The following is a 20,046-nucleotide window of genomic DNA, read 5'->3' as shown; positions in this document are numbered from 1 at the left end:
AACGGCGGCGGGAGGGCTTTGCTTGGGCCCATGAAACACCACGCCCCCCGCACCGAGCTCGCCACCCACGACGTCGTCAACCAGTCCGAGCCCCTGGCCGGGGTGAACTGGTATTCCGGCGACGCAATGCTCAAATCAGCCGTGGAGCGAAACGGCGGCGCCGGCCATGACGCCCATCTCGCCGCCTTTGGCGAGGCGACCGGCTCTGAGACCGTGCAGGACCTGGCGCGGATCGCCAATGAAAACCCGCCCGTCTTTAAGCCCTTCGACCGGTTCGGCCGGCGCATCGACGAGGTGGAGTTTCACCCCGCCTATCACGCGCTCATGGAGCTGGGCCTGTCCAACGGGGTGTCGGCCGCCGCCTGGCGCTCGAGCGAAACGCCCCACACTTTGCACTCGGCCTTGCTGATCTTGATGGGTCAGGCGGACGCCGGCGTATGCTGCCCGCAATCGATGACCTATGCCTGCGTGCCGGCGTTGCGCCACGCCGACTGGACCGGGCCCTGGATCGAGGGCGCGACCGCCGCAAAATATGATCCGCGCTTTCTGCCGCCCGAAGACAAGACCGGCCTCACCCTCGGCATGGCGATGACCGAAAAGCAGGGCGGCTCGGACGTGCGCGCCAACGCCACCACGGCTGTCTCCACCGGCGCCGATACGGTGGAGCTTGTGGGCCATAAATGGTTCTGCTCGGCGCCCATGAGCGACGCCTTCCTCACCCTTGCCTATGAGGGCGCCAGGGACGGAGATGGCGACGACGCCGCCCTCTCCTGCTTTCTCACGCCGCGCTGGCGCCCGGACGGGACCCGCAACACGATCGAGATCCAGCGCCTCAAAGACAAGATGGGCGACAAGTCCAACGCCTCCTCCGAGATCGAGTACAAGAACGCCTACGCCCGCCGCATCGGCGAGCCCGGCCGCGGCGTGCGCACGATTATCGAGATGGTCAATCATACGCGGCTCGATTGCCTGGTGGGCTCGGCGGGCCTCATCCGCAACGCCGCCGCCCAGGCGATCTGGCACGCCGACCGCCGCGCCGCCTTTCAGCGCCGCCTCATCGACCAGCCGCTCATGCGCGAGGTGCTGGCCGAGCTCAGCATGGAGGCCGAAGCGGCCGTGGCGCTGGCCTTCCGGGTGGCGCAAAGCTTTGATCACGCTAGCGAAAATCCCCATGAGGCCGCGCTCGCCCGCCTGCTCACCCCCATCGCGAAATACTGGATCTGCAAGCGCGCGCCGTATCTCGTGTACGAGGCCATGGAGGCCCATGGCGGCGCCGGCTATGTGGAGGAGCACCCCCTGCCCCGCCTGTTCCGCCAGAGCCCGCTCAACGCGATCTGGGAAGGCTCGGGCAATGTCATCGCCCTGGACGTGCTGCGCGCCCTCTCCAAAGACGCCAGCGCCCGCGAGGCTTTAGCCGCAGAACTTGAGACGGCGCGGGGCTTCCATCCGGCGCTGGACCATCGCCTGGACACTCTGCTCGCCATGGTCTCCGGCGTGCGCGAAGCCGATGCCCGCCGCTTCACAGAGCTCGCCGCCACAAGCCTCTCCGCCTGCGCCCTGGCCCGCGCCGGGCTGGAACCCGCCTTCGACGCCTATGTGGCCAGAAGAATTGCAGAATCCCCGATCATGCTGGGCGCCGGAGAAGCGAGAATCGACACCGAAGCGCTGATCGTCCGCGCACGCCTGGACGCGTAAGGCTGGCGCAAGCGGACGGCTGCGGCTAACCCTTTGCACAAAGGGGGGCCGCCATGTCTTTCATCACGTTAGGGCTTTTCGCCTATGTGCTGATCCAGCTGGGGATCGCGGTGTGGGCGTCTCGCAAAATCTCCGGCGACGCCGACTATTTGGTGGCGGGCCGGCGCCTTGGCGAATTCACGTTGGGACTCAGTCTCTTCGCCACATGGTTCGGCGGCGAGACGGTGATGGGGGCCAGCGCAGCCATCGCCTCTGAAGGCATCGCCGGCGCGCGCGCCGAACCGGTGGGGTATGCGCTATGCCTTACAGCGGCGGCGCTGCTGGTGGCGGGCGCCTTAAGATCAAAGGGTTACATGACCCTGGCGGACTTTTTCCGCGACCGGTTCGGGCCAAGGGCCGAGGTGGCGGCGGCGCTGGTGTCGATCCCCACATCGGTGATCTGGGCGGCGGCGCAACTCATTGCTCTGGCGGCGCTTCTGGCCGCGGTGACGGAGATACCCGTGACCCTCGCCCTCCTTTTGGCGGGCGGTTTTGCGGTGGTCTACACCTTCCTGGGCGGGCTTCTGGGCGACGTGATCACCGACGTGGTCCAGAGTCTCGTGGTATTGGCCGGTTTGGTCCTGCTTTTGTTCATGTTGATCGGCCACGCCGGCGGGGTGGAGGCTGGGCTTGAAAGCCTTCGCCCCGAGCAGCTTGTCCTTGTTCCGCCGGGAGAAAGCTGGATCGAGCGGCTGGACGCCTTCGCCATTCCGATCCTCGGCTCCATCGTGGCGCAGGAGATGATTGCACGCTTTCTCGGCGCGAAGACCGCCAAGGTCGCGGTGCGCGGCGGATTAATCGCCGCCGGCCTCTACCTGGTGGTGGGCGCCGCCCCCATCGCGTTCGGACTGATCGGCGTCAACGCCGGGTTCGGCGCCGAAACGGGCGATCTCTACCTGCCGCTCATGGCCGCCGAATTGCTGCCCGGCGCCCTGTTCGTGATGTTCATCGGGGCGTTGTTCTCGGCGGTCCTGTCCACGGTGGATTCCGCCCTGCTGGCGGTTTCGGGCCTGGCGACGGAGAACCTCTACGCGCGGGTTCGCCGCAAGGCCGGCTCGGTGGAGAAGCTCTGGGCGGCGCGGGCGCTGACGGTGGTGGCGGGCGGCGCCGCGCTCATGGTGGCGTTCTCGGGCGAGACGATCTACGGGCTGGTGGAGCTTGCAAGCTCGCTGGGCTCGGCGGGGCTCTTGGTCTCGCTATTGATCGGGCTGCACAGCCGCTTTGGCGGCGAGTGGAGCGCGCTAGCGGCGCTGGCGGCGGGGCTCATCACAATCTGGCTTGCAGACTGGGTGTTTGTGATCCCCGGCGGATTCCTGCTCTCGATCGCCGCGGCGCTCGCCGCCTACACCGCGCTGGGCGTGCTCAGACCTCAGCCCAGAAGCCCGTAAATCCCCAGCGCGATGGCGGTGCCGATGACATAGCCCAGCACGCCGGCCAGCACGCCCGGCGTGACAAGATCGGTCCAGCCCTTGGCCGCCGCCAGAGCCGGCGCGGTGGTGGCGCCCAGAATCGCGGCGTTGGAGGCGATGATCATCTCCGGCAGCGAGAGCCTGGCGAATTTGCCCACCACCAGCATCACACCTGCGTGGATGGAGATCAGCACCGCGATGAACACCATGATCATCGGCGCCTGGACCAGAAGGTCGGCGACATTGGCGCCCGCCGCGATGGCGCCGAAGAACAGGAAGGCGAGCACCACGCCCAGCTCGAACCCGCCATGGAGCTTCGCCATCTGAGCCGGAAACAGCGTCGCGGGAATGACGGCCAGCGCCGTGATCATCACATAGCGAAGGCCGGGAATACCGATCAGGTTCGTCAGCAGGTCCGCCAGCGCCACCACCACAAGGGCGAAGGTGAGCGTCAGGGCGAGCGACAGGCTGGTGGCGCGGCCCCGGCTTTCCTCGCCGGTCTCGGTCACGGCGCCGCCGCTATGGTCGCGCTGGACAAAGCGCCGGGCGAGCCAGGCGAAGCCGGGAAGCACCGCAAGAACCGCGAGGAACGCCGCGCTGGCCAGATGGTCGGCGGCGACGATGGCCGAGACCAGGGCCGGCTCGTTGGCGGCCAGCCCCGTCTGCTCGATCAACGGCGCGAAATTCACCGAGCCGCCGATATAGCTGGCGGTGAGCGATGCGGTGACGGCCGCGCTCACATCCCCCAGAGGGACCAGCAGATACGCCAGAAGCGCCCCCGCCACCGTTCCCACCGAGCAGATCAGGAAGGCGAAGGTGACCCGCGTGGTTTCAAAGAGGATGCGGCGCAAATCCGCCTTGATGAGAAATAGCGGGATCAGCACCGGCACCGCGTAGGTGAAGACGAAATCATAGGCCGGGCTGTCAAACGGCATGATCCGCAAATTCGACGCCAGGATCGCCAGAAGGATCGTCCACACCGTGCCGGTCAGGAGCGCGCCGATCTTCGTCTTTTCAAGAAGAAAGCCGATGGCGGCGATGGAGACCAGGCCGGCCATGACCGCAAAAGGCTGATCGGCGGGAATGAGCGAGTCCATGCGGGGTGACATCCTGAGTTTTCGGGCCGGAGCTGATGGGCCTCATCGAACGGGCCTTGGTGACCAGGCCTGAGCTATCGGGCCTGAATAATCGCGTCGGCCTCGATTTCAACCATGAAGTCTGGATGCGCAAGCGCGCTGACGCCCACCATGGTGGATGCGGGCGGACAATGGGCGAAGACGCCGTGATGGGCGGCGCCCACCGCGGCCTGGGTCTCGGCGCTCATATCGGTGACGAACATCCGCGTGCGCACCACGTCTTCGGGCCGCGCCCCGGCGGCCTGGAGCGCCGCCACGATGATCTCCAGGCACCGCGCCGCCTGCGCACCGGCGTCGCCGCGGGCGAACGGCGCGCCGTTATCGTCCACCGCCACCGTACCGGCGACAGAAACATGGTCGCCCGCGATGACGGCGCGGCGATAGCCGACCCTGGTTTCCCAGGGCGCGCCGGAGGTGATCCGGTCGCGCCCCGCCAGTCGTTCGATTTTCATGGAGCGCCGCGCCTACTGCGCCGCGCCTTCGCCAGACGGCACGCCGTTGGCGAACAGATCCAGCGCAATGGCGGTCATGCCCTCGGCGGCCATGGTCACCGCGCTTTGCGCGTCGGTGTAGAAGAAGGGCGAGTGGTTGGCCGGCGGGGTTTCGCCGCGCGCCTGATACTCCTGCCAGACATCCATGGGCGCGCCGCCGACCCAGAACATGAAGATCGGAACGTCTTCATCGGTGCGGCCATAGCGCGAGAAATCCTCGCCGCCGGTCACAGGATCTGTGGTGGCGACCTGCTCGCCGAAGCGCGCTTCCAGGATCTGTCCGGCGCGGGTGGAGAGCGCCGGGTCGTTGTAAACCGCCGGGGTGTAGGTCTCATCGATCTCGATCACCGGCATCAGCTCCTCCGGCAGGCCCGCCGCCATGGCGATCCCGTTGGCCACCCGCTCGATCCCCGTCAGCAAGTCCTGTCGCACCTCATCGGTGTAGGAGCGCACTGTGATCTGCAGATGGGCCTCGTCGGAGATGATGTTGTGTTTGGTCCCGGCGTTGAAGGCGCCCACCGTGACGACCCCGGTCTCGAAGGGGGAGAGCTCGCGGCTCACCAGCGTCTGCAGGGCCAGCACGATCTGGCTGGCGATCACCACCGGGTCCTTGCCCAGATGCGGCGATGCGCCGTGGGAGCCGATGCCTTTCACATAGAGGTCGACGGTGTCCACATTGGCCATGGCGAAGCCGGGCACGTAGCGAATCTGGCCGGCCGGCATATACCCCCAGGTGTGGTGGCTCACCACCGCGTCCGGGGTCGGGAAGCGCTCATAAAGCCCGTCGACCAACATGGCCGCGGCGCCCAGCCCCACTTCTTCGGCCGGCTGGGCGATCAGCACCAGCGTGCCCGACCACTGGTCGCGATTGTCCGCCATCCAGCGCGCCGAGCCCACAAGCGCGGTCATGTGTGTATCGTGGGCGCAGGCGTGCATGACCGGAAATTCATTGCCCATGCGGTCTTCCTGCGTGACCGTGGAGGCGAACTCCACCGGTGTCTGCTCGCGCATGGGAAGCCCGTCCATGTCGGCGCGCATGAGGATGGTGGGCCCCTCCCCGTTCTCCATCACCGCCACGACGCCCGTGCGCCCCACTTCTTCGGTGACGTCATAGCCGGCGGCGCGCAGCTCCTGCGCCATGCGCGCGGCGGTCTCGAACTCCACGAAGGAAAGCTCGGGGTTGGCGTGAAGATGCTGGTAGAGCCCCTGCAAGTGGCCGGTCCAGTCCGCCTCAAGGCTCTGACCCAGCCCGTCCTCCTGCGCGAAGGCGGGCGCGACGAACGCGGTGGTGGCGGCGGCGGCGGTCAGTAAACAGCGCGCAAAGGACATGGCGACTCTCCCCTTATGTCTCTTTCGCCATTGCACGCGCGGAACGCAGGCAGGTCAACTCCGCCGAATGCGCGCGCCGTTCCCCGGTTCGTGTCCCGGCGAAGGCCGGGGCCGGGACCGGGGCCTCGCGCCCCATCCGGGCGGACGCTGGAGCGGCGGTGAGGCCTTCAGGGCGTTTCTCATGCACCCGGTGCGCGGTCCCGGTCTCACCCCCGGCCTTCGCCGGGGGATGAACCGGGAAACGAATTCGTGTTAAAAGGGATTTCTGGATTGAAACACGCGCGAGAAAGTCATGGCCGCCTGCTTCGTTTATATCGTGACCAACCGGCCCCGGGGCGTGCTTTACACCGGGATGACCAGTGATTTGCCGAAACGGATCGGGGAACACCGGGACGGTCTGATCGCCGGCTTTACGCGAACTTACAATTGCAAGCGCCTGGCCTGGTTCGAGCCCTTCGACGATTTCACCGCCGCCTATCGCAGGGAATATCTGGTGAAGCGTTGGCGGCGCGCCTGGAAGATCCGGCTCGTCGAGGAGATGAATCCGGGCTGGCTGGATCTCGGTCTGGATCTAACGGCCTGAAACAGCCCTACCCGAACAGCGCCATGGGCAGGGCGCCGATCACCGCGCCGGTCATCAGCGTGGCGAGCGTGCCGGAGATCAGGGCGCGGGGGGCCAAGTTGAGGATGTCTTCGCGGCGGCTGGGCGCCACGGCGATCAGCCCGCCCACCAGAATGCCCACCGAGGAGAAGTTCGCAAAGCCGCACGCCGCATAGGTCATGATCAGACGGGTGCGCGGGCTCATCTCATCGGAGAGATTGGCCAGCGCGTCATAGGCGAAGATTTCGTTGAGCGCGGTTTTAAACCCCATCACCGTGCCGGCGGGCGCCGCTTCAGACCACGGCACGCCGGCCAGCCAGACCAAAGGCGCGAACAGCCAGCCCAGGGCCCGCTCCACGCTCAGCGGCGCGCCGAACACGTCCGGCGCAGCGTCCAGCGAGAAGTTCACCAGCGCCACAAGCGCAGTGAACACCAGCAGCATGGCGATGATGTTCACAAACAGGCGCACGCCGTCGGAGACGCCGACGGTCAGCGCATCCATGGAGGAGTGGTAGAGGTTGACCGGGATCTTCTCTTTTTCGGCCTGCTCCTCGGTCTGATCCTGAGGATGCATGAGCCGGGCGAGGACCACCGCGGCCGGCACCGAAATCAGCGAGGCGGTGAGGATATGGCCCGCCGCGTCGGGCAGGATGCCGGAGAGCTGGCTGACATAGATGGCCATCACCGAGCCGGCGACGGTGGAAAAACCCACCGTCATGATGAGAAACAGGTCCGAGCGGCTCATGGTGGGCAGGCGCGGACGGATCAGCACCGGGCTTTCGGTCATCCCGAGGAAGATGTTCGCCGCCGCGCCAAGGCTCGCCGCGCCGGACAGATTGAGGATGCGCCGGAAGAGCGCCGCGAATCCGCGCACGGCGAACTCCAGAATCCGCCAGCGCCATAAAAGCGCCGACAAGGCCGAGAGGACGATCACCATGGGAAGCGCCTGGAAGGCGAAGGAGAAGGTGAGCCCTTCCGCGCCCTCGCGAATCACAAAGGGCATTTCGCCCCCGCCCAGATAACCGAAGACAAAGCTGGTGCCCTGCGTCGTGGCGCGCTGCAGCACCTCTACTACGCCGGTGAGCGAGGACAGGAAAGCGCGCGTGGGAGCGAACGAGAAGAGGAGGACGGCGATGGCGAATTGCACCGCCACCGCGCCGGCGATGAGCATGAGCGGGATTTTCTTCCTCGGACCCAGCACCCAGGCGATGGCGAGAAACGCGAAAATCCCAAGCAGGCTACGCAGCTGCAGGCCGGCGTCTTCCAGCATTGTGCGATGTCCCTGATGCGTGGCGGCGCCAATAACCCCGAAGCGCCGCAGCCCCTTCGTCAACGGGGCGTCACAATACTTAATTCGGTCGCAAACGCCAGCGCGCCTTGCGCCTCAATGGCGCCCGGCTATATGACGGCCCCATGAGCAAGCCCATCTGGTCTCCCTGCAAGAAAATCTGCCTGGTCGATCCGGGCCAGTCCATCTGTGTGGGCTGTTTTCGCACCCTGGAAGAGCTGGGCCGCTGGACCGCCATGAGCCATGAAGAGCGCCTGGCCATGAAGGGCGAGCTTAAGGCGCGCGAGGCGGCCTACCGGGCGGCGCTGAAAGCCGAGACCGGTGAGAGCGGGCGCTAGCCGCCAAACACCGCTTCACGCAGCATGTTCACCGCGACGATGAGAAGGCAGATGGCGAAGGCCTGTTTCAGGCGCGCGGCGTTCAGCCTGTGCGCCAGCGCGGCGCCCACCGGCGCAAGAAACACCGCCGCCGCGGCCAGGCACACAAAGCCGGCCATGTTCACATAGCCCAGCGAGAACGGCGCGCGTCCCGCCTCGTCCATGCCGGCGATCATGTAGCCGATGGCGCCGGGCAGACCGATCGCCACGCCGAAGCCCGCCGATGTGGCGACCGCCGTGTGCATGGAGCGCCCGCACACGCTCATCAGTGTGACGCCGAAAACGCCGCCGCCGATCCCCATGAGGGCGGAGAGCACGCCGATGGCGCCGGCGAGCACCGCGCGCAAGGGCAGGCCGGGCATGTCTTCAGCCAGCCTCCAGTCGGGGCGCCCGAAGAAGAATTGGGCCGACAGGAGCAGCGCCACCCCGCCGAACAGGGCGGTGAGGACACGGCCGGGTACGATGTCGGCCAGCGCCGCGCCGGCGAGCGTGCCGAGCACGATCCAGGGCGACCAGGTCCTGACCAGCTGAAAATCCACCGCGCCGCGCTTGGCGTGAGCGGCCACCGAACGCAGCGACGTCGCCACGATCACCATGAGCGAGGTGCCCACTGCGGCGTGCATCGCCGTGTCGCCATATCCGAGCGCTGTGAGCACGAAATACATGGCCGGGACCATGACGACCCCGCCGCCGATTCCAAACATGCCCGCGATCAGGCCGGCGCCCGCGCCCACGGCCAGAAGGGCGGCGATGAAGGGCAGATACTCGATCACGCCGCCACGCGCTCCGGCGCCACGGCGGCCAGCGCCTCTTCCACTACGTCCCAGCCTGCGCCGGGCCGGTTGGCTTTTTCAGAGAGGATCTGGCGGAATTTGCGCGCACCCGGACGGCCCGCGAACAGGCCAAGCATGTGCCGGGTGATGGCGTGCAGCTTCACGCCCTTGTCCAGCTCACGCTCGATATAGGAGCGATAGGCGAGCACTGCGTCCACAGGATCGCTCACCGGATCGGGCGCGCCGAACACGCGGCTGTCGACCGCACTGAGGATCCAGGGCGTGTGATAGGCCGCCCGCCCCACCATGACACCGTCCAGCGGGCCTTGCGCAGCGAGTGCGGCGTCAAGATCGGCGAGCCCGCCATTAAGGATGATCTCAAGATCGGGCCGCTGGGCCTTGAGACGTTTCACCAGATCATAGTCCAGCGGCGGCACGTCGCGGTTTTCCTTCGGGCTCAGCCCCTTCAGCCAGGCCTTGCGGGCATGGACGGTGAAGCTGGTGACGCCGGACTGCGCGACGGTATCGACGAAGGCGGACAAGGTCGTCTCCGGGTCCTGATCGTCAACGCCGAGCCGGTGCTTGACGGTGACGGGGATGGAGACCGCCTCGGCCATGGCGATGAGGCAGTCGCGCACCAGCTCCGGCTCGCGCATGAGGCAGGCGCCGAATTTGCCCGACTGCACCCGGTCGGACGGGCAGCCCACATTGAGGTTTACTTCAGCATAGCCGAACTGCTCGGAAATCTTCGCGGCCTCAGCGAGACTCTTTGGGTCCGCGCCGCCCAGCTGGATCGCCACCGGATGCTCGGCCGGATCAAAGCCGATGAGGCGGCCGGTGTCGCCGCGGATCACCGCCTGGTCCACCGCCATCTCGGTGTACAAAAGCGCCCGGCGCGTGAGGACACGGTGAAACGCCCGGCAATGCCGGTCGGTCCAGTCCATCATCGGCGCCACGCAAAAGCGGCGGTCAAGGGCGGGGGGCGTGGGTGCGCTCATGGCGCGCCATTTAGGCCGGACGGCCGCGAAGCGCAAATCCGCAGGCAGCCTGGGCGCGTATCAGGTATAATGAGGATGAGGCGGATCTGCAGGCCCGGAACCTGGCCACCCGATCATCATCGACACACCGGTATCCGCCCTTTTTCGGAGGAAACACCCATGGTTTTTCGCACAGCAGCCCTCGCCGCCTCAGCCCTGGCGCTGACCGCTTGCTCGACCGGCCCCGGTATGGAGGGCGCCGACGCCCGGCCACAGGGCTTTGAGGATTACCAGGGCGATCCGCGCCTGGGAGAACGGGTGGACCGCATCTGTTTTGGCTCCCAGATCGATAATTTCCGCGACCCCACGAACAACACCGTTTTGCTGGAGGCCGGTGTGAACGACTGGTATCTGGTGCATACGTTCAGTTGCCCGGATCTCGATTTCGCCCAGTCGCTCTCCTTTGACCGGTACGGCTCCTGCCTTCGCCAGAGCGACGCGGTGATCGCCTATCGCAGCTTCACAGGCCCGAGCAGAAGCGAGCCGGCGCCGCAAGGGTGTCGGATCCGGGCCATCTATGAATGGGACCCGGACGCGGCGGCCGAAGGGGAAGAGGAAGCCGGCTAGGACGTAAACCGCGCCTTAACCACGGCGCTTAACCGCGCCTTGGGATGAGCCTGCTAGCGTGATCTCCCAAAAGGAGCTCGCAATGGCTAAAGCAGCGTTCCACAAGCATCAGCGCGTCTTCGTCAAACCGGTCGGCACCTGGACCGTTATCGAGAAGATCAAGCCTCAGTGGGTCAAGGATGTCGAAGAGCCAGTGAAGATTTTCTACGACTGCGGGCTGGGGCGCGATTTCATCGCCGCCGAACTCGCCGCTGAAGCGGTGGAGGAAAGCGACACCTCCCGGTGGCGCCTGATGCGCGCCAAGAACAAGTGGCAATCGCCCGAGGAATGCGCCCACCACCCCCAGCCGGGAAGCTATCCCGTGGTGGTCACCGACGCCCAGAACTGGGGCGGCTGGCGTGTCCCCGGCGCGGAATATGATCGCGATCCCGACCGTATCGAGCACCAGGCCCGCCTGATCGTCCATGCTCCGCGCCTTTTGCAGCTCGCTGAAGCGCTGGCGCGCGAGGTGGCTGAAAACGCCGACGCCGGCGCTGATCTGGTCACCCTGGGCAAGCGCGCCGCGGAGATGGTGCGCGCCGTGCGGGCGCGGCCCGACGACGACGACGCAGACCTAAGAGCAGCTGGTTAACCATCGGCTTACCCGCCTGAGGCTACCTCTGATCTACTTGGCGGTTCGGTCAGGTCAAAAGGACGGAAATGGCCGATTTTTCCAATGTGCGCGCCCTCGTCATCGACGACAACGCCCATATGATCCAGATCATCCGCTCCCTGCTGCTGGGCTTTGGAATCACGCGCACCTACGAGTCCCGTGACGCCGCGGAAGCCTTTGACATCGCGCGCCAGGAAGCGATCGATTTCATCATCGTGGACTATCAGATGCCGATGCTGGACGGGCTGGAGTTCACCCGCCTGGTGCGCACGGCCAAGGACACGCGCAATCCGTTCATCCCGATCATCCTTCTGACCGCTCACACCGAGCGCAGCCGGATCATGGCGGCGCGCGACGCCGGGGTGACCGAGGTCTGCGCCAAGCCGATCACCGCAAAACAGCTGTGGATGAAGATCGCCGCAGTGGTCAACACGCCCCGCCCCTTCGTGCGCGCGCCGAATTATTTCGGTCCCGACCGCCGGCGCCGCGATGAAGGCGCGCCAAAGAACATTGACCGGCGCACAACCCCGATCACCGGCCAGAAACCCCGAGAGCCAGACGAGATCAGCCCCGATGCGGATGACGGCCCGAAGGCTCAGCAAGCCTGAGCTGCGCCGATCCAGCCGGCCCGCTGCGGAGAGTGGCTCTGCCGCGCGACATCGAGGCGCACGGTCAACAGCACTGCGCCTGCAGACCACGCCGCGGACGCCTCACCCTGAATGGCGCCAGGATCCGGCTGAAAGCCGATGATCCTCGCCCTGGCGTTAACGCTTCACTGCTGGACGCCGGTGCAGGGCGCGCCGTACCTTGGCGACTATGATTCGGACAGGTGACGCGCAGGGTGCGGGACAGGCTCGCGACGCGTCCGCAGGCCACGCGCGCCCGCGGGCGTTTTCCGCGCGCGCGGTGATCCTGGCGGTAATCATCTTCACCTTGGTGTTCGGCGCTGTGATCTTCGTCAAGCTGGGCCAGGAGCGCCAGCGCGCCGATCTGGACGCCCGCGCGGTTCACGCGCGCACCGCCGCCCTGTTCGCTGAAGATGTCGAGGGCCGCCTGGCCGAAGTGCGCGGCGCGCTCGCTGCAAGCACCAGCCAGTTTCAGGCCCTGTCCGGCGAGGCGCTGGACGCAGCCGCCTATCGCGGCGTGGAGATGCTCACCGCACTCACCACGGTCAGCGGCGCCGGACTGCTTTTGCCCGACGGGCGGGTGATCGCCGCCGGAGTCCATGGCGGTGAAGCTCTGCGTGCGGTGGCCGAGGCCGCGCTGGCGGGCGAGGGCGAGATCATCGCCCTGCCCGGCCTGTCCACTCCGCTGGCCATGGTGCGCCCGGCGCCCCTGGCCGACGGATCGGTGGGGGCGCTTGTGGCGGTGCTTGACCCGGCCCCGCTACTGGGGCCGCGCCGGGTCGGTGAAATCGCCATTCTAACCGATATCGACGGCCAGGTTCTCGCCACTGCGCCGCGCACGGCCTTCACCGGTGCGCCGCGCATCGCCGACCTTGTCGGTCTTGATTCCAGGCTGGTCGCCGAGATCGCCCGCACCGGCGGCGCGGCGCCGGGCGCCGACTTCGCCGGCGCTGAGGGCGTGCTGGGCGCGGCCCCGATCAATGGCGCGCCTCTAACGGCCATGAGCATCGGCCCGTCCGGGCTCGACAGCGCGGCCTGGCGCGACACGGTGTTCTTCCATGTGCTGCTGTTTCTGGCGCCGCTTGGCACCGCCATGGCGCTGCTGATCATGCTGCGGAGCCAGATGAGCAAGCTGGACGACACTCAGGTGCGCCTGCGCGACAGCGAAAACCGTCTGCGCCTGGCCATCGAGGGCGCGCGCTGCGGGGTGTGGGACTGGGATCTGGATGAGGATGAGGTGGTGCTCACCGACTCCTTTGCGCGCCTGATCGGACGGGCGGGCGCGGAGGTCATGAGCGGGCCGGAGCTTTTGCGCCTGATCCGCCAGGAGGATCAGCCGCGGCTGCGCGCGGCGCTGCGCGGCGCCGCCAACGCCAAGGATGTGGATCTGGAACTGCGCGCGGCGGGTCTGCCGGTGTGGCTGCAGCTGCGCGGGCGTTTGCAGCCCGGCACGCGCCGCATCGTGGGCGTCGCCATCGACACCACCGAGCGCAAGGGCGCGCAAGCCCGCGTCGCGGCGGCGGAATCGCGCCTGCGCGCGGCGCTGGAGTCCATGTCGGAGAGCTTTGTCCTGTGGGATGCGCGCCGGCGCCTGGTGCTGTGGAACCGTAAATTCCGCGAGTTCTTCGGCTTTGCGGACGGCAAGCTGCGCACCGGCATGAGCTACGCAGAGGTGGAGGACGTGGCCGGGCGCGCCATCAAGCGCATCCATGGCGGCGAAGACAGCTCTGAAGCCTATGACCTCGAGCTCGGCGACGGGCGCTGGCTGCGCTATTCGGAGCGGCGCACCGCCGACGGCGGCCTGGTGAGCGTGGGCGCCGACATCACCGCGCTGAAGAGCCAGGAAGCCGCGCTGAAGGAAAACGACCGCAAGATGCGCCGCACGGTGGAGAATCTCCGCCTGTCCCAGGAGCGCGTCCAGGAACTCGCCGCCAATTACGAGCAGGAGAAGATCCGCGCCGAGGAAGCCAACCGTTCCAAGTCGGAGTTTCTGGCCAACATGTCCCATGAGCTGCGCACCCCGCTCAACGCAATCAACGGGTTTTCCGAGATCATGGCCGGGGAGATGTTCGGCCCGCTCGGCGATGCGCGCTACAAGGATTATGTCGGCGACATCCTGACCTCCGGCCAGCATCTTCTGTCGCTGATCAACGACATTCTCGACATGTCCAAGATCGAGGCCGGCAAGATGCAGCTTCAATCTGAACCGCTGGACCCGTCCGACCTCATCGAGCAGTGCGTGCGCCTGATGCGCGCCCGCGCCGACGAGAAAGAAATCACGCTGGAGATCGCCGGCGGGGTGTTGCCGAGCATCGAGGCCGATCCGCGCGCCCTGAAACAGGTCATGCTCAATCTGATGAGCAACGCGGTGAAGTTCACCCCCGAGGGCGGCAAGGTGATCGTGCGCGGGTTCGACGCCGCCGACGGCGTGGTGCTGCAGGTGGCCGACACCGGCATCGGCATTTCAGAAGAGGATCTGCCGCGCGTCGGCCGGCCGTTCGAGCAGATCGAGAACCAGCATTCGAAAAAGCATCAGGGCTCGGGCCTTGGCCTGGCTTTGTCGAAATCGCTGGTGGAGATGCATGGCGGCGCGCTGCGCATCGACTCAGTGCTGGGCAAGGGCACCACGGTGTCGTTCTCGCTGCCCAGCCAGGCCAGGCCCCAGCCCGGCGATGGCGGCGGCGTGCCGGGCGTCCATAGCGACGCCTCGGCGGCGGCGACACTGGAGGCCCAGGCGCCGCGCTCCGCCCGCGCGCTGCACTAGAGCCTTTTCAGCGAAAGTGGGTACCGGTTTCGCGGTTCGAAAAGGCGAAAAATCAAAAGTTTAGATCGATATTGGTCGATCAGGATCGACCGAAATCGCTCCAGGCTCACCCCTCCGGCTCCGGCGCCGGACCGGATCGATCAGCCCGGCGCAGGGCGCGTGGTCCCAGCGCCGCGCGCAGCGCCTCGCGCCGGGTCTCGGCGTCAAGATCGGCCACCGCCTCCAGCACCACACGTTCGGTGGCGGCCTCGAGCTCGCTGCGCGCCCGGCGCGCATCACCAAGCGCAGTCGCCGCCGCCTCGACCTCAAAACCTTCAGCGCCCAGCGCCGCCATGGCTGTGCGGCGGGCCAGGTAGGCGTCGCGCCCCAGGCTGCGCAGTTCGGGCCGGACCGCATCAAAGCGGGCGCGGGTGTCGGCGCGCACATCGTCGGGCAGCGCCTCCACAAAGCCGCGCAGGTCGAACCCGCCACGCGGCGCGCGCCCGGTTCTCCGCTCGCCGCGGTCCTGCGCTTCCGGCGCGGCCGCGGTCCCAAAACCATCGCGCGCCGCCGCGCCGATGAGCACCCCGTTCAACAAAACCGAGGCCAGCAAAAGCACGATCCAGATATTGATCCGGCCCATCACGCATCCTCCAGAAGCTCTAGCGCCGCGCTGTCGTCCAGCGCGCCGAACGCATTGGCGTAAAGATCCACATCGCCCGTCCCGCCGGGCGCTGCGCCAAGCCAGCCCGCGCCAAGACCCACGGTGAGCGCCAGCGCCGCCGCCAGGGCCGCCCAGGCGGGCGTGGGGGCGGGCGCCCGCTTAGCGCGAGGCGCACTGGCGGCGATGCGGCGGGCGAGTTCATCGCTGGCGGGCGCGGACCTCGCGTGCTCCAGCGCGCCATCCAGCAACCGCGCCTGTTGCAGCACAACGCGCGCCTCAGACGTGGTTTGCGCCAAGGCGCGGCCGGGGTCGCGCTCGGCCGGGGGCCAGCGCTCAAAATCGCCGCCATAGGCGGCGCACAGGGCGGAAAATCGTTCAAGCGTCATCATGTCTCGCCTCCATGGCCGGCGCCGAGGCCGGCCAGCAAGTCCGCGTGTTCATCGCTCAGCGCCGTCTTCAGCGTCCGCCGTCCCCGCGCCAGCAGGCTTTCAAGCGCCTCGATGCTGATGTCCAGCACGGCTGCAGCTTCGATATTGCCCATGTCCTGGAAATGGCACAGCTCCAGGGCGGCGCGCTGACGCACCGGCAAGGCGGCCACGACCGCGCGCACCCGGCGTGCATCAGCTCCGGCGGCCAGAGCCGCTTCGACCCCGGCGCGGGGCTCGGCGAGCTCGGGCGTGTCGTCACCCATCAGCGCCTCGCCGCGCTTTCGCAGGCGGTCATAGCAAAGATTAAGTGCGATGCGCGCCACCCAGGTCTCAAGCCTTGCGCGCTCGGGCTGATACTGGCCGATCTTGCGCCAGACCCTCAAAAAAGTGTCCTGGGACACGTCTTCGGCCTCGATTGGGTCGCGCAGGGTGCGCGCCGCAAGCCCGGTCACCAGCGGCAGACACCGCGCGGTGAGCGTGGCGACCGCATCGCGATCGCCGCGCCCCACGCCGTGCGCAAGCGCCCGGTCTGCCGCAATCCGCCCGTCCTCGCCGTCAAAGCGGGGGGATCCTCCCACACGTGTAAGGACGGGACGGCTCATGGAGCCTAGTCGCGCCACCAGGCCGCCGCGGCGCGCCGTTCGGCCATGGCTTCACGGCGGCCCTCCCAGCGGCTTTCCCGGCCTTCCCGGCGCTCAGCCAGTCGGGCGTCGATCTCCGCACCGGTCACCACGCCGTCAGAATTCGCATCAAGAGCGTCGAACATGGGGCTCGGCGCGCCGGTGAACTCGGCGCGCGAGATGCGGCCGTCCCCATCGGCGTCCACCGCCGCCATGCGCCCGGCCCGGCCGCGCCCGCCCTCGCGCTCGGCGCCCGCTTCTTCTCGCATTTCAGCGAAGCGCTGGCGGGTCGGCGAGGCGTCCTGCGCATCAAGATAGCCGTCCGCATTGCGGTCGCGGAAATCGAACTCTTCGGCGCGCAACGCGTCGCGTTCGGCCCGCGTGACCTGATTGTCGCCATTGGCGTCCGCCGCGCCCAGCGCCATCAGGGCGCGCATGGCGCCCCGGCCGCCTCGGTGATGCCCCCCCTCGCGGTGACGGCGTCCGGCCTGAGGGGCGTCACCGTGCTCACGGGCATATTCGCCGCGCGGCGCGTCAGGAGCGGGCTGCGCCGAAGCAAGGCCGGTGACGGCGATGGCCAGAGCAGAGGCGGTGAGAATCAAGGTTGTTTTCATATCGCTCTCCGTAAGCATCATCGAGACGGCTCAGCGCCGCCTTCTGATGGGATTACGCGTCGGGCTCCGCTATTCCGTCGCTCTTGAACTGCACAGGACCGATCTCCGTCTCAAACGCCGCCCGCACCGCCTGCGCATGGGTGTCAAGGCGGCCGGCGAGTTCGGTCAGATCCTCGGCTCGGCCCGCCACGGCCAGGCGCCCGGCGAAGGGCGCGCTGGCGCCGCCCGGATCAAACCCGCCGCCATGGGCCGCGCGCACCAGCTGCGTCAGGGCGGCGTAATCTTCTTCTGCGGCGAGCAGACGCTCCACGAGATCGCCTTTGAGCGCGCCCGCTTCGGCAAGCATCTCCAGCGCGGCGCGCGTGCGCGGCGCAGCGCGGGTGCGCGCGATGAGCTGGGCGGTCTGGGCGATGAATTCGATCTCGATCAGCCCGCCCTCGCGCAGCTTGAGATCCCAGGGCGATTTGGCCGGCTTGTCGCGCTGCAGGCGGGCGCGCATGTCTGCGGCGTCGGCCCTTATCTCATCGGCCGGGACGGGCTTGGCGATGGCCGCCTCCACCGCCCGCTCCAGCGGTTCGCGCAAAGTCCCGGCGATTATGCGCGCCCGCGTCAGGGCCATGCGCTCCCAGGTCCAGGCCTCGTCGCTCTCGTAATACGCCGCAAAGCGCGCCAGCCGCACCGCGATGGGCCCGGCCGAGCCTGACGGGCGCAGCGCCATGTCCACGGGATAGAGGTCGCCCTCCTCGGTGGGCGCCGACAGCGCTGTGACCAGGCGCTGGGTGAACCGGATGAACCAGGCTTCCGCGCCCAGCGGCTTTTCGCTGTCGGACTGGGCGGCGCTGGGCTCATAGACCACGATGAGGTCGAGATCGGAATCCGCGCTGAGCTCGCGCCCGCCAAGCTTGCCCATGCCAAGCACCGCCCAGGCGCCGGGCGCGGGTCCGTGCTTGCGGGCAAGCTCGCCTTCGGCTGCGCGCGCCATGGCGTCCACCGCCGCGTCGGCGAGATCGGCGAAGGCCGCGCCCGCATCGCTGGCGGTGGCCTGGCCCAGAAGAAGCTGCGCGCCGATGCGCAGGCGCTCCTCGCGCGCCAGGCGCCGGGCTGCGTTCAGCGCCTCTTCAAAGGGCATATGGGCCACCCCTTCAAAGCGCCGCATCTCCCGATCGGCGGGATCCTCGCTGAGAGGGATGGAAAAGCTCGGCTCCAGCATCACGTCCAGCAGCGCCGGGCGGCGCGCCAGGATCTCCGCCAGCCGCGGAGCAAGGCCGAGAATATCGATCAGATTGCTGGCGAGTCTTGGCTGATTGACCAGAAGGGAGAGCGGCTGAACCCCGCTGGGCAGTCCTTCAAAAAAGCTGGTGAAACGCGCCAGCGCCGTGTCGGGATCGCCGGTGTCGGCGAGCCCTTCAACCAGGCGCGGCGCAAAGCGGGAGAACAGGGCGCGCGCCCGCTCTGTGCGCGCCGCCCGCGCCCGGCCGGCGGCCCAGCCGGCGAGCGTCTCCCACACGCGCTGCGGATCGGAGAAGCCCAGCTTTTCAAGGGTCGTGACCGTGTCCGGCGTCGGTTCCACCCCGGTGAGGACCAGGCTGCCCTCGCGGGTCGCGAGGCTCTCGCCGCCCTGAAACTGATCGGAGAACAGGGTGTGGACGCGGGCGAAGATCTCGGTGAGCCGGGCGTCGAAATTCGCCAGTACGCGCTCGCCGGTGAGGGCCGCCACCGCGCTGCGCGCCTCGTCTGTGCGTGGCAATGACTGGGTCTGCTCGTCATTGAGCATCTGGATTCGATGCTCGACGCCGCGCAGTTCGCTATAAGCCCAGCTCATCTGGGCGGCCGACTCGGCTGGAACCAGCCCCTCGGCAGCCAGCGCAGCCAGAGCCTCCAGCGTGGAGGCGGCCCGCAATTGCGGGCGCCGCCCGCCGAAGACCAGCTGCAACACCTGGGCGTAAAACTCGATCTCGCGGATCCCGCCTCGGCCCAGCTTCACGTCATGGCCGGGAATCTCGATGCGAGAGCGCCGGCCCACCGCCTGGATCTGCCTGGCGAGGGCGTGGATGTCCTCCACCGCCTCGAAGTCCAGCGTGCGCCGCCAGATGAAAGGTTCAAGGTCGAGGAGAAAACCCTCAGCCGCGCTTTGATCGCCGGCGCACCAGCGCGCCTTGGCGTAGGCGGCCCGCTCCCAGTTCTGGCCCACCGCTTCGAAATAATGGCGCGCCATGTCGGCGTTCACCGCTGCGGGGGTGGAGGACGGGTCCGGACGCAGCCGCAGGTCGACGCGGAAGACATAGCCGTCGGCGGTCAGATCTTCCATCACGAAGGCGAGCCTCTGGGCCACGCGCGCAAAGGCGCGATGGGCGTCCTTGCCTTCAGGCGGGCGCGCCGCCTCGGGCTCCCAGAACACCGTAAGATCCACGTCGGACGAATAATTCAGGCTGCGCTGGCCATGCTTTCCAAGCGTCAGGACAAACAGGCCGGGGATGGGATCGAGGGGGTCTGCCAGGTCAAATCCGCAAGAGCGGGCGGCGACGGCCAGACTCGCCTGAACGCTGGCGTCGGCGAAGTCAGAGAGCGCGCGCGTGACCTGGCGCAGGTCGAACGCGCCGGAGAGATCCGCCAGCGCCGTGACCAGATGAAGATCAAGCTTGGCGAGGCGCAACGCCTCCATCGCAGGCGCTTCATCCAGCCCAGCAGCCTCACGCGCGGCGGCGCACGCCGCCTCCACCAGCGCCTCCGGGCTCTCATGGGCGAGCCGCTCCAGTGTCTGACGGCGCCGCGCGGCGGTGCGCGCCAGATAGGGCGCGGCGGCGAACACCGCGTCCAGAAACTCAGCCCCTTCGCCCCACGCCTCGTAAGCCTCCCCCCCTATACGCTCACGTGCACGTCTGGCGCGCGCCGGGTCAATCACAGGCAGGGTGGTGGAAATGCGGGTGGGGAGCGCGCCGGTCATGGCGGGACGCTAA

Annotated in this window: 19 protein-coding genes; 8 read left to right on the top strand and 11 right to left on the bottom strand. The window is 67.7% G+C overall.

From position 1 onward, the window contains the following. Nucleotides 1–30: 30 nt before the first annotated feature. Both ACWCOP_RS04065 and ACWCOP_RS04060 read left to right on the top strand, forming a co-directional pair. A complete protein-coding gene (locus ACWCOP_RS04065; protein ID WP_478249950.1) occupies nt 31–1,695 on the top strand; it encodes an acyl-CoA dehydrogenase family protein in 1,665 nt (554 codons plus the stop codon). Nucleotides 1,696–1,748: 53 nt separating this feature from the next. Continuing rightward, entirely contained in the window at nt 1,749–3,122 is a 1,374-nt protein-coding gene (locus tag ACWCOP_RS04060; RefSeq protein WP_478249949.1) for a sodium:solute symporter family transporter, read from the top strand. On the opposite strand, the gene ACWCOP_RS04055 is transcribed toward ACWCOP_RS04060, so the two are convergent. From ACWCOP_RS04055 to ACWCOP_RS04045, 3 genes are all read right to left on the bottom strand, one after another. Beyond that, nucleotides 3,104–4,240, bottom strand: coding sequence for a DUF819 family protein (locus ACWCOP_RS04055; RefSeq protein WP_478249948.1), 1,137 nt, complete (start codon nt 4,238–4,240; stop codon nt 3,104–3,106). The genes ACWCOP_RS04060 and ACWCOP_RS04055 overlap by 19 nt on opposite strands. Nucleotides 4,241–4,314: 74 nt before the next feature. Continuing rightward, nucleotides 4,315–4,731 carry a RidA family protein gene (locus ACWCOP_RS04050; RefSeq protein WP_478249947.1) on the bottom strand — a complete coding sequence of 139 codons (417 nt, stop codon included), beginning with the start codon at nt 4,729–4,731 and terminating at the stop codon, nt 4,315–4,317. 12 nt (nt 4,732–4,743) lie between these two features. Beyond that, the gene (locus ACWCOP_RS04045; protein ID WP_478249946.1) at nt 4,744–6,099 is read right to left on the bottom strand and encodes a M20 metallopeptidase family protein; all 1,356 of its coding nucleotides are present in this window, start codon (nt 6,097–6,099) and stop codon (nt 4,744–4,746) included. 292 nt (nt 6,100–6,391) lie between these two features. On the opposite strand from ACWCOP_RS04045, the gene ACWCOP_RS04040 reads away from it, so the two are divergent. Continuing rightward, nucleotides 6,392–6,682 (top strand): GIY-YIG nuclease family protein, encoded by a 291-nt coding sequence (locus ACWCOP_RS04040; protein WP_478249945.1) that lies wholly within the window; start codon nt 6,392–6,394, stop codon nt 6,680–6,682. A 7-nt stretch (nt 6,683–6,689) separates the two neighbouring features. Here ACWCOP_RS04040 and ACWCOP_RS04035 read toward each other — a convergent pair whose 3' ends face one another. After that, entirely contained in the window at nt 6,690–7,970 is a 1,281-nt protein-coding gene (locus tag ACWCOP_RS04035) for a NupC/NupG family nucleoside CNT transporter (RefSeq protein ID WP_478249944.1), read from the bottom strand. A gap of 143 nt (nt 7,971–8,113) precedes the next feature. Between ACWCOP_RS04035 and ACWCOP_RS04030 the strand changes: the two genes are divergently transcribed. Then, a complete protein-coding gene (locus ACWCOP_RS04030) occupies nt 8,114–8,326 on the top strand; it encodes a DUF1289 domain-containing protein (protein ID WP_478249943.1) in 213 nt (70 codons plus the stop codon). On the opposite strand, the gene ACWCOP_RS04025 is transcribed toward ACWCOP_RS04030, so the two are convergent. Continuing rightward, entirely contained in the window at nt 8,323–9,138 is an 816-nt protein-coding gene (locus ACWCOP_RS04025) for a sulfite exporter TauE/SafE family protein (protein WP_478249942.1), read from the bottom strand. The two genes, ACWCOP_RS04030 and ACWCOP_RS04025, sit on opposite strands and share 4 nt — an antisense overlap. Further along, nucleotides 9,135–10,136 carry a tRNA dihydrouridine(20/20a) synthase DusA gene (dusA, locus tag ACWCOP_RS04020; protein WP_478249941.1) on the bottom strand — a complete coding sequence of 334 codons (1,002 nt, stop codon included), beginning with the start codon at nt 10,134–10,136 and terminating at the stop codon, nt 9,135–9,137. Before dusA ends, ACWCOP_RS04025 begins: the two co-directional genes overlap by 4 nt. 159 nt (nt 10,137–10,295) lie before the next feature. On the opposite strand from dusA, the gene ACWCOP_RS04015 reads away from it, so the two are divergent. The 4 genes from ACWCOP_RS04015 to ACWCOP_RS04000 all read left to right on the top strand — a co-directional run bounded on the left by ACWCOP_RS04015 (nt 10,296) and on the right by ACWCOP_RS04000 (nt 14,784). Continuing rightward, nucleotides 10,296–10,742, top strand: a complete 447-nt coding sequence (locus tag ACWCOP_RS04015) for a DUF6491 family protein (protein WP_478249940.1) — start codon at nt 10,296–10,298, stop codon at nt 10,740–10,742. An 82-nt stretch (nt 10,743–10,824) separates the two neighbouring features. Beyond that, complete coding sequence (locus ACWCOP_RS04010) at nt 10,825–11,373, top strand: hypothetical protein (protein WP_478249939.1); 549 nt, start codon at nt 10,825–10,827, stop codon at nt 11,371–11,373. A 68-nt stretch (nt 11,374–11,441) separates the two neighbouring features. Beyond that, a complete protein-coding gene (locus ACWCOP_RS04005) occupies nt 11,442–12,002 on the top strand; it encodes a response regulator (RefSeq protein ID WP_478249938.1) in 561 nt (186 codons plus the stop codon). A 208-nt stretch (nt 12,003–12,210) separates the two neighbouring features. Beyond that, a complete protein-coding gene (locus tag ACWCOP_RS04000; protein ID WP_478250650.1) occupies nt 12,211–14,784 on the top strand; it encodes an ATP-binding protein in 2,574 nt (857 codons plus the stop codon). Between the two features lie 106 nt (nt 14,785–14,890). Here the strand turns inward: ACWCOP_RS04000 and ACWCOP_RS03995 are convergent, their stop codons facing one another. Genes ACWCOP_RS03995 through ACWCOP_RS03975 form a run of 5 tightly spaced genes read right to left on the bottom strand, consistent with a single transcriptional unit; the run spans nt 14,891 to nt 20,033 of the window. Continuing rightward, the gene (locus ACWCOP_RS03995; protein ID WP_478249937.1) at nt 14,891–15,406 is read right to left on the bottom strand and encodes a periplasmic heavy metal sensor; all 516 of its coding nucleotides are present in this window, start codon (nt 15,404–15,406) and stop codon (nt 14,891–14,893) included. Beyond that, complete coding sequence (locus ACWCOP_RS03990) at nt 15,406–15,816, bottom strand: hypothetical protein (protein WP_478249936.1); 411 nt, start codon at nt 15,814–15,816, stop codon at nt 15,406–15,408. The genes ACWCOP_RS03995 and ACWCOP_RS03990 overlap by 1 nt, the downstream gene beginning before the upstream one ends. Further along, nucleotides 15,813–16,457 carry an RNA polymerase sigma factor gene (locus ACWCOP_RS03985; protein WP_478249935.1) on the bottom strand — a complete coding sequence of 215 codons (645 nt, stop codon included), beginning with the start codon at nt 16,455–16,457 and terminating at the stop codon, nt 15,813–15,815. The genes ACWCOP_RS03990 and ACWCOP_RS03985 overlap by 4 nt, the downstream gene beginning before the upstream one ends. Nucleotides 16,458–16,462: 5 nt before the next feature. Then, a complete protein-coding gene (locus ACWCOP_RS03980; RefSeq protein WP_478249934.1) occupies nt 16,463–17,089 on the bottom strand; it encodes an EF-hand domain-containing protein in 627 nt (208 codons plus the stop codon). A 52-nt stretch (nt 17,090–17,141) separates the two neighbouring features. Next, a complete protein-coding gene (locus ACWCOP_RS03975; RefSeq protein ID WP_478249933.1) occupies nt 17,142–20,033 on the bottom strand; it encodes a bifunctional [glutamine synthetase] adenylyltransferase/[glutamine synthetase]-adenylyl-L-tyrosine phosphorylase in 2,892 nt (963 codons plus the stop codon). Nucleotides 20,034–20,046: the final 13 nt, after the last annotated feature.

It is taken from the genome of Apolloniradiicaulis salifontis, from assembly GCF_053756655.1.
Note: the sequence above shows the minus strand (reverse complement) of the source record. Positions and strands in the feature narration are given on the sequence as shown.

Bases quoted from the DNA above. Each gene is read 5' to 3' on its own strand.
- ACWCOP_RS04065 (WP_478249950.1), top strand. From the start codon at position 31: ATGAAACACCACGCCCCCCGCACCGAGCTCGCCACCCACGACGTCGTC.
- ACWCOP_RS04060 (WP_478249949.1), top strand. From the start codon at position 1,749: ATGTCTTTCATCACGTTAGGGCTTTTCGCCTATGTGCTGATCCAGCTG.
- ACWCOP_RS04055 (WP_478249948.1), bottom strand. From the start codon at position 4,240: ATGGACTCGCTCATTCCCGCCGATCAGCCTTTTGCGGTCATGGCCGGC.
- ACWCOP_RS04050 (WP_478249947.1), bottom strand. From the start codon at position 4,731: ATGAAAATCGAACGACTGGCGGGGCGCGACCGGATCACCTCCGGCGCG.
- ACWCOP_RS04045 (WP_478249946.1), bottom strand. From the start codon at position 6,099: ATGTCCTTTGCGCGCTGTTTACTGACCGCCGCCGCCGCCACCACCGCG.
- ACWCOP_RS04040 (WP_478249945.1), top strand. From the start codon at position 6,392: ATGGCCGCCTGCTTCGTTTATATCGTGACCAACCGGCCCCGGGGCGTG.
- ACWCOP_RS04035 (WP_478249944.1), bottom strand. From the start codon at position 7,970: ATGCTGGAAGACGCCGGCCTGCAGCTGCGTAGCCTGCTTGGGATTTTC.
- ACWCOP_RS04030 (WP_478249943.1), top strand. From the start codon at position 8,114: ATGAGCAAGCCCATCTGGTCTCCCTGCAAGAAAATCTGCCTGGTCGAT.
- dusA (WP_478249941.1), bottom strand. From the start codon at position 10,136: ATGAGCGCACCCACGCCCCCCGCCCTTGACCGCCGCTTTTGCGTGGCG.
- ACWCOP_RS04015 (WP_478249940.1), top strand. From the start codon at position 10,296: ATGGTTTTTCGCACAGCAGCCCTCGCCGCCTCAGCCCTGGCGCTGACC.
- ACWCOP_RS04010 (WP_478249939.1), top strand. From the start codon at position 10,825: ATGGCTAAAGCAGCGTTCCACAAGCATCAGCGCGTCTTCGTCAAACCG.
- ACWCOP_RS04005 (WP_478249938.1), top strand. From the start codon at position 11,442: ATGGCCGATTTTTCCAATGTGCGCGCCCTCGTCATCGACGACAACGCC.
- ACWCOP_RS04000 (WP_478250650.1), top strand. From the start codon at position 12,211: ATGATTCGGACAGGTGACGCGCAGGGTGCGGGACAGGCTCGCGACGCG.
- ACWCOP_RS03995 (WP_478249937.1), bottom strand. From the start codon at position 15,406: ATGGGCCGGATCAATATCTGGATCGTGCTTTTGCTGGCCTCGGTTTTG.
- ACWCOP_RS03990 (WP_478249936.1), bottom strand. From the start codon at position 15,816: ATGATGACGCTTGAACGATTTTCCGCCCTGTGCGCCGCCTATGGCGGC.
- ACWCOP_RS03985 (WP_478249935.1), bottom strand. From the start codon at position 16,457: ATGAGCCGTCCCGTCCTTACACGTGTGGGAGGATCCCCCCGCTTTGAC.
- ACWCOP_RS03980 (WP_478249934.1), bottom strand. From the start codon at position 17,089: ATGAAAACAACCTTGATTCTCACCGCCTCTGCTCTGGCCATCGCCGTC.
- ACWCOP_RS03975 (WP_478249933.1), bottom strand. From the start codon at position 20,033: ATGACCGGCGCGCTCCCCACCCGCATTTCCACCACCCTGCCTGTGATT.